The following is a 13,407-nucleotide window of genomic DNA, read 5'->3' as shown; positions in this document are numbered from 1 at the left end:
GAAACCGATGGAAACCAGTTATTATGGCCAGCTGCTATGGGTAATTGTAGTCCTTATTGCGATCATTGCAGCCATCGTGCTGCTCGTACGCTGGCTGGGTCGTAAGAATCAACACTTTTTCCAGAAGAAAGCGATGAGAATTGTTGGCGGAGTCGGGCTTGGACCGAGCAAATCCATTCAAATCGTTGAGATAGGCAGTAAACTATATATCCTTGGGGTTGGTGAGGATATCAATGTTATTGATACCTTAGCTGATCCCGAGGAGATCAGTCAGCTAATGAAGCAATTTGAGCTTGAAGGAAGGGAAACAACATCAATCCTCTCAACAATTGAGAATCTGAAGACCCGGCTTAACCGAGATCGGGCCAAGTCTCAAGAAGTTGATGAAGCTGACTTTAAGCAATTGTTTGAACAGAAACTTCAAGAAATGCCAGATCGCAAGGAACAGATGGAAGACTGGCTTCAAGAAGATACTAGAGATCGGTCGAGGGATTCATGAATAAGAAGATTGTAGTTGCATGTCTGTTGTGGGTGTGCCTGACGGTATTCAATGGTACAGAGGCCTTTGCGGCACAGCCGATCCCTGATATCTCTATCGAGTTCGGGAATACGGAAGGCGAAGAACCGAGCACAAGCGCATTATCTATTATTTTACTCATTACGGTATTAAGCATTGCACCTGCAATTCTCGTATTAATGACAAGCTTTACTAGGATCGTTATCGTCCTGAGCTTTGTCAGAACGTCGCTCGGTACGAACCAAATGCCGCCGAACCAAGTGCTCGTCGGACTGGCCCTTTTTCTGACCTTGTTTATTATGTCTCCAACCATATCACAAATGAATGAAGTCGCACTCCAGCCTTATCTGAGAGGAGAGCTTACTCAGACGGAAGCACTGGAGGAGGCAGCCGAGCCGATGAAGGAATTCATGTTCTCTCATACGAGAGAGAAGGATCTGCTGCTGTTTATGGAATATACCGGAGCGGAGCAGCCCGAGTCCTATGAGGATATTCCCTTACATGTACTTGTTCCGGCCTATGCCATAAGTGAATTAAAAACTGCATTTCAGATGGGCTTTATGATATTTATTCCATTTCTAGTCATTGATATTGTCGTGTCGAGTGTACTTATGGCGATGGGGATGATGATGCTCCCGCCGGTCATGATATCACTGCCCTTCAAGATTCTTCTCTTTGTTCTGGTGGATGGCTGGTATTTGGTCGTAAAATCTCTGTTATTAAGTTTCAGTCCTTAAACTAGGGCGCATCTAGACATTGGAGGCAAGCGGCCATGACATCCGATTTTATCATTGAACTGGCAGGGCAAGCGATTTTTATCGCACTGGAAATCAGTGCGCCAATGCTTGTATTAGGGCTTGTAGTAGGTCTTATTATCAGTATTTTTCAAGCGACGACACAGATCCAAGAGCAGACACTGGCTTTTGTTCCCAAGATTATTGCGGTGCTTGTGGCGCTGTTGTTATTTGGGCCATGGATACTTGCAACAATGGTCGATTTCACATTTAACATTTTGGATAATCTTCATACTTATATCGGGTAGGCATATACAACATGGAGATGATGCTTCAAGGTTTTTCTGTCGCTCTGCTTATTTTTTGTCGAATTACAGCATTTTTTGTAGCAGCACCTATATTTTCTACGCCAGGGGTTCCAGGGGTATTTAAGATCGGAATATCTTTTTTATTACCGTTATTGTGTACCTCACATTTGGCTTAGATCAGTCGATTCCGATGGATGGTCAATATATTCTGCTCATTGTGAAAGAAATACTGATGGGGCTGCTGCTCGGCTACATCGCACTACTCATGATTACAGCGATACAAACAGCAGGTGCATTTATCGATATTCAGATCGGGTTTGGGATGGCGAATGTCTACGACCCGATGACAGGCGCAGCCGCTCCTTTGACAGGGAATGTGAAGTATGCCTTTGCTGTTCTGTTATTTCTGACCATGAACGGTCATCATCGAATGCTGGATGCAATTGTGTACAGCTACGAGTGGGTACCGCTGGTAGGTAATGATCTGTTTGCTGCAATGGCAAGCGGGAATATCGCGGAATTAATCATAACCGCTTTCGCTCAGGCGTTTATGCTCGCATTTCAGCTGGCAGCACCTCTTGTTGTCGCTCTGTTTATGACAGATGTGGGTCTCGGCTTCTTGGCAAGAACTGCGCCGCAGTTCAATGTGTTTGTCATTGGTGTTCCGTTAAAAATTCTGGTAGGACTTGCGATGATGCTGGTCACCATACCAGGCCTGTTATATTTATTTGAAAATTTGTTCGCAGTCATGTTTGAAGCTATGCAGGGAGTACTGGAAGTGATTAAACAGGGAGCTTAAGGCTTGAATCTGCGGGGCGGGGGTAGTAGCAGCAATGAGATTTAAACTGGACCTGCAGATGTTCTCAGGGGAGAAGACGGAGAAGGCTACCCCGAAAAAACGTCAGGAATCTCGTAAAAAGGGCCAAGTGGCCAAAAGTATGGAAATATCCGGAGCGGCCATTTTACTCTCCTGTTTCATGTGTCTGCTCATCTTTGGTGAATTTTACAAAGAACGCATCGCAGACGCCTTTAGGGATATCTTTGTTAACAGGCTGAATATGGAAGTAACAAGCGAGAACGTAATGGTTATGTTCGGGCAGTTTGGAATGGAGATTCTTATCCTCCTTGCTCCGATCTTTGCCATCGCGGTGATCATCGGTTTTGCGGCCAATTATATTCAGGTTGGATTTTTGCTGACAGGCGAAGGGGTAACACCCAAATTCAGCAAGCTGGATCCGATCAAAGGCTTCAAGAACATCTTTTCCATGCGAGCCCTCGTGGAACTTTTGAAATCCGTTCTTAAGCTCGTCATTATTGGCTATCTGGTTTACGACATCCTGTGGGGTGCACGTGATGAATTCGCCGGCCTCAGCCTGTTATCACTCGATGGGATCTTGAAATTCGCCGCGGAAATGACGCTGGACCTTGGAATCAATATTGGCGCAGCCTTATTTGTACTATCTATTCTCGATTACATGTATCAGAGATATGAGCATGAGAAGAACATTAGAATGTCCAAACAGGACATCAAGGATGAGTATAAGAAGATGGAGGGAGACCCTCTCATTAAAGCGAAAATTCGCGAACGGCAAAGACGCATGGCGATGCAGCGGATGATGCAGGAAGTTCCCAATGCGGACGTCATCATTACGAATCCTACTCACTTTGCAGTCGCTTTGAAATATGATGGCAATGAAATGGAGGCTCCTACTGTTATAGCGAAAGGCGCAGATCATATGGCGCTGCGTATTCGGGAGATTGCCAAAGAGCATGGAGTGGCGCTTATGGAGAGCAAGCCTCTTGCCAGAGCTTTGTTCCAAAGGACTGAGATCGGGGATTCCATTCCGGCAGATCTCTTCCAGGCTGTCGCTGAAATTCTAGCCTATGTTTACAAATTAAAAGGAAGATCGAATCATAAGGGGAATCGGAGGCATGGAAACTAGTGAAAATTAAAGACCTATCAATCCTGATCGGGATCATCGGCATCGTGCTAATGATGATTCTCCCTATTCCTGTTGGACTACTTGATGCATTATTGGTTATCAACATCGCTATAGCCTTGGTTATTTTGCTGGTAGCGATGAATACGAAGGAAGCTCTGGAATTCTCCATATTCCCTTCCTTGCTGCTTGTGACGACTCTATTTCGTGTAGCACTTAACCTTGCAACGACAAAGCACATTTTACAGGATGCTTATGCGGGTCAGGTTGTGGCCACTTTCGGAAGCTGGATCTCTGGTGGTCAGCCGGTTATTGGTTTTATCGTGTTTCTGATCCTGGTCGTCGTTCAATTTATTGTCATTACGAAAGGTTCGGAACGCGTAGCAGAGGTCGGAGCTCGGTTTACGCTCGACGCAATGCCCGGGAAGCAAATGAGTATAGATGCGGATCTCAACGCAGGACTTATTAATGAGCATCAAGCAAAAGATCGCCGAAGTAAAATTGAACGCGAAGCGGACTTTTACGGTGCGATGGATGGTGCGAGTAAGTTTGTTAAGGGAGACGCGATTGCCAGTATTGTTATCCTGCTGATCAACCTTGTCGGCGGATTTATTATCGGTATGGTAATGATGGGTATGAGCTTTGCTGATGCGTTGTCGACTTACTCACTGTTAACGATTGGAGATGGATTGGTCAGCCAGATCCCTGCACTGCTCATCTCTACCGCATCCGGGATTATCGTTACGCGTGCAGCTTCTGACGGTACAATGGCGGACGATATTACATCCCAGCTATTCTCCTATCCGAAGCTTCTCTATATTGTAGGAGCGACAGTAGCATTTCTAGGGTTCTTCACACCCATTGAGTTGATTACGACACTGCCGCTTGCGTTAATTCTCTTCTTCGCAGGCTGGAAGATGCAGCAGAATTTGAACAAACAGCAGATTAGTGATGAACAGATGGAAGAAGAGCAGCAGATTGAAGAGGTGCGTAGTCCGGAAAGTGTAATTAACCTGCTGCAAGTGGATCCGATCGAATTCGAATTTGGATATGGACTCATTCCTTTAGCAGATACAGGACAGGGTGGAGATTTGCTCGATCGTATCATCATGATTCGAAGACAATGTGCTCTTGAGCTGGGACTCGTCGTTCCAGTGATTCGGATAAGAGACAATATTCAATTAAGACCAAGTGAATATGTGATCAAGATTAAAGGAAATATCGTCGGGAGCGGCGAGCTTCTGCTCAATCACTATCTGGCGATGAGTCCCGGATATGATGACGATTCTATAACCGGGATTGAAACAACCGAGCCTGCTTTTGGCCTTCCCGCGTTATGGATCGATGAAGCAACCAAGGATCGGGCGGAATTGTCCGGCTATACCGTTGTAGATCCACCTTCGGTTGTGGCAACGCATTTGACCGAAATGATTAAGAAGCATGCACATGAGCTCCTGGGTCGTCAGGAAACAAAGGCTCTTGTGGATAACTTGAAAGAGAATTATCCTGCACTGGTTGATGAGCTGATTCCATCTGTTCTATCCATTGGAGATGTTCAAAAAGTATTGGCTAAACTTCTGCGTGAGAAAATCTCGATTCGAGATATGGTGACGATCTTTGAAACGCTCGCAGATTACGGTACCTATACGAAGGATCCGGATGTACTTACGGAGTATGTCAGACAAGCTCTATCCAGACAGATTACACAGCAGTATACCCAAAAAGGGGAGACGATGCGGGTTATTACGGTTGGACCGAATCTGGAGAAAAAGATCGCCGAGAGTGTCCAGCAGACGGAGCAAGGGAGCTATCTGGCGCTTGATCCGGTATCCAGTCAGACGCTGTATCAGAAGCTGATGGAGCAAGTGAATCGATTGATTCAGACGGGTCAACAACCGATTGTGCTTACTTCACCGACAATCCGGATGTATTTGCGGCAATTGATCGAAAGAACGATGCAGGATATACCGGTGTTATCCTACAGCGAACTGGAGCCTAATGTTGAAATTCAAAGTATCGGGGTGGTTAATCTATGAGAGTGAAAAAATATATAGTGGATACCATGCCCGAGGCCATGAGCCTGATTCGCAGTGAGCTGGGATCGGATGCAGTCATCTTATCGACCAAATCGATCAAGACAGGCGGCTTTGCCGGACTGTTCCGCAAGCAAAAGATAGAGGTTGTAGCGGCGGTTGAGGAGCCGGCAGCTTCAGTGTCAGCAGTAAATCTGCAAGCAAGTCCCCCGGCCGCTCAGGCTCAGCCAAGACCCATACCAAGAGCAATGGCCCCAGATGCTTACCGCAAAGTGGCAGATGGTATGAATAACGGAGAACAAGCAGCGGCCAAGGAAAAACAGGAGGATGTGAAGCAAGAGAATCCGTCCTACAGAGGACCACGTTCATCAGTCCTTTCATCAATCCCTGTTCAGGAGCCGCACCCGGAAGGGGCGGATTTTTCCGCTTCTACCGATCAAGCTCTGCTAACTGAAATACAGCAGTTGAAGCAGATGATGACTTCCTTTGCTAAGCGAGATGCCTATGAAGCCATGCTGCCGGGTAATCTGAATGAGGCTCGTACGAGACTGGTTCAGCAGGGAGTCATCGATGAATTATGGATCAAATGGATTGATGCAGCACAGGAGCAGTGGTCAGAACAGACTGAGCAGAGCGGCTTCGCATTGGTAAAGGAAGAGATAAGAGAGTTCCTTGTGGAGCGAATAGATGCTGGCATTGCGCAGGACACACGTATTGTTTATGTTGCGGGACCTACGGGTGTGGGTAAGACGACGACCATTGCCAAGCTGGCTGCTGAGCAAATGTTTAAGTACAAGCGCAAGGTCGGGTTTGTTACTGCGGATACGTACCGGATCTCTGCTGTTGAACAGCTGAGAACCTATGCCGCAATTCTGGGAGTTCCGCTTGAAGTGGTTCAGTCACCGGCTGATACCAAGCGTGCCCTAGAACGCCTTGCAGATTGCGATCTTATTTTTATGGATACCGCAGGACGTAACTACCGTAATGAAATGCTGGTATCCGAACTGAACAGCCTGCTTCTCGATGAACCCAACAGCGAGATGATGCTAGTACTGAGCCTCACCTCGAAGACAGAGGACATGCTCGTCATTTTGGACCATTTCACCAAATATGGCCTGTCCAAAGTCATTTTTACCAAGATGGATGAAACGGACAGTCTAGGTTCCATCATCAATGTTCTATATCGTTACCCTGTGACGCTGTCTTACATAGCGGATGGCCAGAATGTGCCAGACGATCTTATGGTGCCGGATGCCAAGACGCTTTCAGATTGCATAATGGGAAGTGATGAGAATGAGTGATCAGGCAGCATCTCTCAGAGAACTGATGGCAGCAAGGCCCATTCCGAAGATTACGGAAGAGAACCGCGTTAAGAAGCCAGCAGCTAAGAAACAGGCTAAATTGATTGCGGTAGCAAGCGGCAAGGGTGGAGTAGGGAAATCCAATTTCACTTTAAACCTTGCATTAAAAATTCATGCTGCCGGTAAAAAGGTACTCGTATTCGACGCTGATATGGGAATGGCCAATATAGATGTGCTCATGGGGGTCTCCTCCAAATTCAGTCTATATCATGTGCTGACTAGGGAGAAAAGGATCTCAGAGATTATACAGCTCGGACCGATGGGGCTTCCGTATATCGCAGGAGGATCCGGATTCGTAGAACTTCTGTCTCTAACGGAACAGGATATTGATGCATTCACCACTGATTTGGAGAGCCTGGCTTCGGAAATGGACTATATTTTCTTTGATACCGGTGCGGGATTGTCACTGGAGAACAGAAGCTTTATCGCGGCTGCAGATGAATGTATTGTTGTGACGACCCCGGAGCCCACGGCGATCACGGATGCTTATGCACTCATCAAAATGATGCACAAAATTAACGGTCACAGCCCATTCGGCATCATCGTCAATCGGGCTGAGAACAAGCGCGAGGCCGACCAGGTCAGCTCAAAGATACAGCTGGTTGCTAAACGATTTTTGGGGGCTGATATTCCGTTGCTCGGGTATATCACTGAGGATAGTCATGTGATGCGTGCGGTTAAGAAGCAAACTCCATTTACTACCCTGTATCCGAACTGCACAGCTGCTAAGGATATGGAACGAATCTCGCTGAACTACACGGAGATGGGCAGAACGATATCGAACGGTGGGCAGGGCTTAAGAGGATTTGTTGCCAAGTGGCTGAGGAAAACGGCCCAATAAACAAGATGAAATTACTTTAGAGGTGTCTTACATGTCAGTCTATCAGGTACTAGTGGTTGATGATTCAGCATTTATGAGAAAGATTATAACCGATTTAATTCAGCAGGATCCCTCTTTTCGAGTAGCAGATACGGCTGCGACAGGTGTGGAAGCTGTTGAGAAAGCCAGAAGAATCCGGCCTGATTTAATTACGATGGATGTTGAAATGCCGGAATTAAACGGGCTGGATGCCTTGAAGATCATTATGGCCGAGCAGCCGATTCCGATTATCATGCTGTCAGGCATTAATGAGACCGGTCTCAAAGAAACCATCAAGGCGCTGGAAGCCGGTGCGTTTGATTTTATACGTAAGCCTTCCATTCAATTTCGTCAGGACATTTATGAGGTGGGGGCTGAGCTTCGTAACCAGATGAAGGAAGCCGTACAGATGATGGAGCGTAGAGCACGAAGAGCTGCAGAGAAGGATGAGGCTGCAGCAGCGATGGCTCCACCCTCTGAGGCTTCGGATTCATCTGCCAGGAAAAAGAATAGAGAAAATGCCGCTGTCCACCATAAACTGCCTGAGAAGACGATCGATCAAGAGCCTAAATCTGCGCCTCCAGAGACAACGAGCAAGAATATCCCTGCTCCGAGATCGGCGAAGACCAAGCTGGATGACATCAAGTCCATTACCCAGAGACTGGCACAAGAATTAGAGACAGCCAAAAAAGAAACAGAGAAGAAAGCAAGTCCAAAAGTAAGCAAGACAGAGAGGGAATCTGCCAAACGGCCATCCCATGTAATTAAAACAGAACAGGAAGCCTTATCTCCTGTTATAGCAGCCGAGACGAAGAAATCTAAGAAAGCCGGAGCATTGCAATCTTCTGGTACGTTCAGCAAATTGGTAGCTGTCGGCTGCTCGACCGGGGGACCACGTGCACTAAAGACGCTGCTGTCTCATTTTCCCGGGGATTTTGAGGCTCCGATTGTCATCGTTCAGCACATGCCGCCGGATTTCACCAGATCGCTGGCAGCCCGGCTTGATTCCTTCAGTGAGATTCATGTGGTTGAAGCGGCTCATGGAATGCGTTTGAAGGCGGGAACCGCTTATATCGCTCCAGGCGGCTATCATATGAGAGTTAGGGAGAATCATAATGCGGAATATGAGATCGTACTTGGCAGCGAGGACCCCGTGAATGGACACAGGCCTTCAGTCGATACGTTATTTGAATCTTTACTCCCCTATGTTGCTCTCGAAAGGCATATAGCCATCTTGACGGGAATGGGCAGTGATGGAGCAAGAATGATGAAACGACTCTACGAAGCAGGCGTTACTTCTACTTTTGCGGAGAATGAGGAGACCTGCGTCGTATACGGGATGCCGCGTGCTGCAGCAGAGCTGGGTTGTGTTAATCAGCTGCTCCCGCTTGAGGAGCTGGCCGATAGACTGGTTAAAGCGGTGACTAGAAACGGTTAATTCATAAAAGGAGGGAATACAAAGTGGATATGAATCAATATTTATCCATGTTCATTGATGAGTCTAATGATCATCTCCAATCATTGAACGAAAAGATGCTCGAATTGGAAAATAATCCGGAGGACATCAGCATCGTTCAGGTGATTTTTCGATCGGCCCACACACTTAAAGGAATGGCTGCGACAATGGGATTCGAGGATCTCGCCTCATTAACTCATAAGATGGAAAATGTACTGGATCTGGTCCGCAACGAGAAGCTGACGATGCAGGAGCCAATATTTGATGTTCTGTTCCAGAGCTTAGATGCACTCGAGTCCATGGTTCAGGATATTATGGCAGGTGGAGAAGGCAAGGCTGACGTGTCCGCGATTGTAGATAAGCTGCAGGCGATTGAAAGCGGAGAAGCAAGTATGTCTGATGCTGCATCAGAGATCAGCAGTGCAGATGCATCTTCGAGTGGAGCAGCGTTATCACTTGATGAATTTCAAGCGTCTGTATTAACGCAGTCCATTGCAGATGGGCAGGGTGCGGTGTTTGTGCATGTCACCATCAGTAAGTCAAGTCAGCTTAAATCCGTTAGAGCTTACATGGTATTTGATTTGTTGGAGCGCTCCGGAGAGGTTATTAAGACAGAGCCTTCAGTACAAGAAATTGAGCAGGACCAATTCGATTACGATTTTTCACTATACTACATAACTCAAATGCAACCGGAAGAGCTGCAGCAGGCGATTATGAACATTTCCGAGATTGAGAAGGTAGAAGTCGTACCATTAACAATAGAAATGCTGGGACAGATCTCAAGCAAGGAAGCAGCAGCTTCTGTAGAGATGCCCCTAATCGAAGAGAAGAAAGCAGAAGTTATTAGCAAGGATAAAGGAACAGCTAAACCGACCAAGCCCGCAGCAGGGAAGAGCAATGCGAAGCCTGCAGGCGCTGCCGTTGGAAACCGAACGATCAGAGTGGATATTGAACGGCTTGATGTGCTGATGAATTTGTTCAGTGAGCTGCTGATTGACAGGTCCAGACTGGAACAGCTGGCAAGTGAGCTGGATCATTCCGATCTAATAGAAACAGTCTCTCATATGAGCAGAGTGAGCTCTGATCTGCAAAATATTGTTCTCAAGCTGAGAATGGTACCGGTCGATACTGTATTCAACCGTTTTCCAAGAATGGTAAGGGATCTGGCAAAATCGCTGGATAAAAAAGTGGATTTGGTCATCACCGGTGCTGAAACGGAGCTTGACCGTACGGTAATTGACGAAATTGGCGACCCGCTTGTCCACTTGCTTCGAAACGCCGTAGACCATGGGGTTGAGTCGATCTCCAAGAGGATTGAGGCAGGCAAACCTGAGACGGGAACGATTCAACTAAGAGCCTTCCACAGCGGCAATCATGTATTCATCGAAATCGAAGATGATGGAGCAGGAATATACCGCGACAAGCTGCTGAAGACCGCCATTTCCCGTGGCGTTGTTACAGAAGCTGAAGGGGAATTGATGACAGACGAGCAAGTGTATCAGCTATTGTTCGCTCCTGGATTCAGTACAGCCGAGACGATATCGGATATTTCCGGAAGAGGCGTAGGGCTGGATGTCGTGAAGGCAAAAATTACTGCTCTCGGCGGAAATGTAACCATCCATTCTACACCGGGACAAGGAACGAATTTCTCTGTACAGCTGCCGCTTACGCTATCCATTATCGCAGCGATGCTGATTAGGCTTGGCGAAGAGAAGTATGCTATTCCGTTGTCTTCCATCGTGGAAACCGCCATTATCAAGAAAGAAAAGATCCGCTATGTCCATGGTTCAAAAATGATCAGCTTCAGAGACTCTATGATTCCTTATGTGTCGCTGTCGAAAGTGTTCGATGTCAGCGGATATACCGATGAAGAAGAGGATGAAGTTGAAATTGTAGTCATTCGCAAGGGAGAACAGCTTGCTGCGCTTGCGGTAGACGATTTTATCGGACAGAACGAAATTGTAATTAAGAGCTTAGGTAAATACCTGCCTTCCATACAAGGCATCTCAGGAGCCACGATTCTTGGTGACGGTCAGGTCGCGCTCATTATTGATCCGAATGGCTTCATTAAATAGATTAGGTATTTCATTATTCATAAATGAGAGATTTATCGGTGCTGGGTTCCCGCATCTGAGGTTGTTCATTACTTAAGGAGGTATTAGGACATGGCAGAAGATATTAAAGTAATTGTATTTAAACTGGGTGAAGAAGAGTATGGCATTGAGGTCGATCAGGTTCAAACGATTGAGAGAATGATGCCGATTACGAGAGTTCCCAAAACGTATTCCTTTGTAAAAGGCGTCGTCAATCTTCGCGGTGTAGTTATTCCCATCATCGATTTGCGAGGACGCTTTTCTCTTCCAGAGACGGAATACACCGATCATACCCGAATCATTATGGTAACTGTACAAGAGATGCAGGTTGGATTCATTGTCGATTCGGCCAACGATGTGCTGGACATCCATTCAGGAGATATCGAGAATCCGCCAGAGGTTATTGGCGGCGTAAAAGCCAAGTACTTGAGAGGCGTTGCCAAGCTGGGTGAAGATCGCTTGCTTATTATGCTTAATCTGGTGGAAGTGTTGAATAAGAGCGAAATTGTTATGCTCGAAGGTATGGAAGGATAATGACACGCTCTTTTGATCAATTTCATGATATAGAAATGGATGTTCTGAAAGAAATAGGCAATATAGGAGCCGGTCATGCGGCTACTGCGCTATCGACACTGCTGAACAGGCCGATTGATATGGGGGTCCCCACGGTTCAGCGCGTACCCTTTGAATTGATTGCAGAGAGCGTTGGTGGTGACGAGAGTATTGTTACTGCCGTCTACTTTAGAGTAGAAGGGGATGCGCCGGGGAATTTGTTTTTTATGATGACGCCGGAGGCCGCCAAACAGCTGCTGCATCACTTCAGTGGATCGGTGACTAATGAGGTGCTTGAATTCTCCGATATGGAACGATCCATCCTGTCTGAGATCGGGAATATACTTGCCGGGTCCTATCTGTCTTCGCTGGCAGATTTTACTCGATTAGCCATGATGCCTACCGTGCCGGGCTTTGCTGTTGATATGGCTGGAGCCATCCTCAGCTACGGGCTGCTTCATATGAGTCATATGGGAAATGAAGCTCTGCTCATTGATACTAATTTTCTGGAGGGATCAAATCGGGTGCAGGGACAATTTTTCCTAATACCTGATCCTGATTCTTTTGGCGCAATATTTGAGGCGCTTGGAGTACATGGCTGATGATTGAGCAGAAGAAGCTGATCAAGGTAGGAATGGCTGATTTAAATATTCTGGCTGAGCCGGGAGTCATTAGAACGACCGGGCTTGGATCCTGTGTCGGTGTCACATTGTACGATCCTGTGAGCAGGATTTGCGGTATGGCGCATGTGATGCTTCCATCTTCTTCGATTGCTAGAGAAAGTGTGGATTTAAATCGGGCAAAGTATGCGGATACCGCAATCGTACTACTGTTAGATAGAATGAAGGCGCAGGGAGCATCTCAGCCGCATATTGTTGCCAAAATGGCAGGTGGATCTCAGATGTTTCAATTTGCCGGATCTGGGGATACGTTACGTATTGGCCCTCGAAATACGGAAGCGTGCAAAGAAGCTTTGAATCTAGCAGATATTCCGCTGATCGCAGAGGATTGTGGTGGACATCATGGCAGAACCATTGATCTGGATCGGGATACAGGGGTGCTGACAATTCGAAGCGTACAGATGGGTGTGAAAGAGTTATGACTACGTTGTTTGGTACGATTCGCATAAATTTTGTGTTTGGACTTATCGGTTTGGTCTATACATTTTTTGTTTCCTACAGCAGTAACTTATTATCTACTAGTTTGTACCGTGCGGGCACAGCCTTTGTGATCTGGTTTGTCATTGCTTTTATTTGCAGATGGGTGCTGGGATACGTCCTGGCACCGTCGCAAAGCGCTGAAGATCAAAGTCAGCAGGAGGAAGGTACAGAGCATAAGGGAACACAGCTGGATATAACCGCTCCAGATGATGATGAGGAGCTAAGGAATCTATTAAATTATTCACCGCAGGAAGAGAGTAAGAGTGAACCGAAAAAATCAGCAGCTGAAGCTGGATTTGAACCACTTAATCCTCCGAAGCTTGTTCGGACAAAGGATGCTGAAGAATTGGCAAAAGCCGTTCGACACTTGTCAGACAATTAAAGGGGGTGACGC

At 46.7% G+C, this 13,407-nt stretch carries 13 protein-coding genes and 1 pseudogene; all 14 read left to right on the top strand.

What is annotated here, in order from left to right; all coding sequences use genetic code 11:
• Nucleotides 1-7 precede the first annotated feature (7 nt).
• The 14 genes and pseudogenes from TCA2_RS01095 (at nt 8) to TCA2_RS01030 (ending at nt 13,395) form a co-directional block, all read left to right on the top strand.
• Complete coding sequence (locus tag TCA2_RS01095) at nt 8-499, top strand: flagellar biosynthetic protein FliO (RefSeq protein ID WP_047909709.1); 492 nt, start codon at nt 8-10, stop codon at nt 497-499.
• Nucleotides 496-1,254 (top strand): flagellar type III secretion system pore protein FliP, encoded by a 759-nt coding sequence (fliP, locus tag TCA2_RS01090; protein WP_047909708.1) that lies wholly within the window; start codon nt 496-498, stop codon nt 1,252-1,254. Before TCA2_RS01095 ends, fliP begins: the two co-directional genes overlap by 4 nt.
• A 35-nt stretch (nt 1,255-1,289) precedes the next feature.
• Nucleotides 1,290-1,559, top strand: a complete 270-nt coding sequence (gene fliQ, locus TCA2_RS01085) for a flagellar biosynthesis protein FliQ (protein WP_047909707.1) — start codon at nt 1,290-1,292, stop codon at nt 1,557-1,559.
• Between the two features lie 11 nt (nt 1,560-1,570).
• Nucleotides 1,571-2,358 (top strand): annotated as a pseudogene (fliR, locus tag TCA2_RS01080) (flagellar biosynthetic protein FliR).
• Nucleotides 2,359-2,392: 34 nt separating this feature from the next.
• Nucleotides 2,393-3,502 (top strand): flagellar biosynthesis protein FlhB, encoded by a 1,110-nt coding sequence (flhB, locus tag TCA2_RS01075; protein WP_047909706.1) that lies wholly within the window; start codon nt 2,393-2,395, stop codon nt 3,500-3,502.
• Nucleotides 3,502-5,535, top strand: coding sequence for a flagellar biosynthesis protein FlhA (flhA, locus tag TCA2_RS01070; RefSeq protein ID WP_047909705.1), 2,034 nt, complete (start codon nt 3,502-3,504; stop codon nt 5,533-5,535). Before flhB ends, flhA begins: the two co-directional genes overlap by 1 nt.
• Nucleotides 5,532-6,833, top strand: a complete 1,302-nt coding sequence (flhF, locus tag TCA2_RS01065) for a flagellar biosynthesis protein FlhF (protein WP_047909704.1) — start codon at nt 5,532-5,534, stop codon at nt 6,831-6,833. Before flhA ends, flhF begins: the two co-directional genes overlap by 4 nt.
• Entirely contained in the window at nt 6,826-7,734 is a 909-nt protein-coding gene (locus TCA2_RS01060; RefSeq protein WP_047909703.1) for a MinD/ParA family protein, read from the top strand. Before flhF ends, TCA2_RS01060 begins: the two co-directional genes overlap by 8 nt.
• Before the next feature lie 31 nt (nt 7,735-7,765).
• Complete coding sequence (locus TCA2_RS01055) at nt 7,766-9,190, top strand: chemotaxis response regulator protein-glutamate methylesterase (RefSeq protein ID WP_047909702.1); 1,425 nt, start codon at nt 7,766-7,768, stop codon at nt 9,188-9,190.
• A 23-nt stretch (nt 9,191-9,213) separates the two neighbouring features.
• A complete protein-coding gene (locus TCA2_RS01050; RefSeq protein ID WP_047909701.1) occupies nt 9,214-11,283 on the top strand; it encodes a chemotaxis protein CheA in 2,070 nt (689 codons plus the stop codon).
• A 90-nt stretch (nt 11,284-11,373) separates the two neighbouring features.
• Nucleotides 11,374-11,835: a chemotaxis protein CheW gene (locus TCA2_RS01045; RefSeq protein ID WP_047909700.1), complete on the top strand. Its 462-nt coding sequence runs from the start codon at nt 11,374-11,376 to the stop codon at nt 11,833-11,835.
• Entirely contained in the window at nt 11,835-12,455 is a 621-nt protein-coding gene (locus tag TCA2_RS01040; protein WP_047909699.1) for a chemotaxis protein CheC, read from the top strand. Before TCA2_RS01045 ends, TCA2_RS01040 begins: the two co-directional genes overlap by 1 nt.
• Complete coding sequence (locus TCA2_RS01035) at nt 12,455-12,955, top strand: chemotaxis protein CheD (protein ID WP_047909698.1); 501 nt, start codon at nt 12,455-12,457, stop codon at nt 12,953-12,955. The genes TCA2_RS01040 and TCA2_RS01035 overlap by 1 nt, the downstream gene beginning before the upstream one ends.
• The gene (locus tag TCA2_RS01030; RefSeq protein WP_047909697.1) at nt 12,952-13,395 is read left to right on the top strand and encodes a hypothetical protein; all 444 of its coding nucleotides are present in this window, start codon (nt 12,952-12,954) and stop codon (nt 13,393-13,395) included. Before TCA2_RS01035 ends, TCA2_RS01030 begins: the two co-directional genes overlap by 4 nt.
• Nucleotides 13,396-13,407 lie beyond the last annotated feature (12 nt).

Source organism: Paenibacillus sp. TCA20 (assembly GCF_000732325.1).
In the GTDB taxonomy this organism is placed as follows: Bacteria; Bacillota; Bacilli; order Paenibacillales; family Paenibacillaceae; genus Paenibacillus; species Paenibacillus urinalis.
This window is presented reverse-complemented; position numbering and strand designations above follow the sequence as displayed.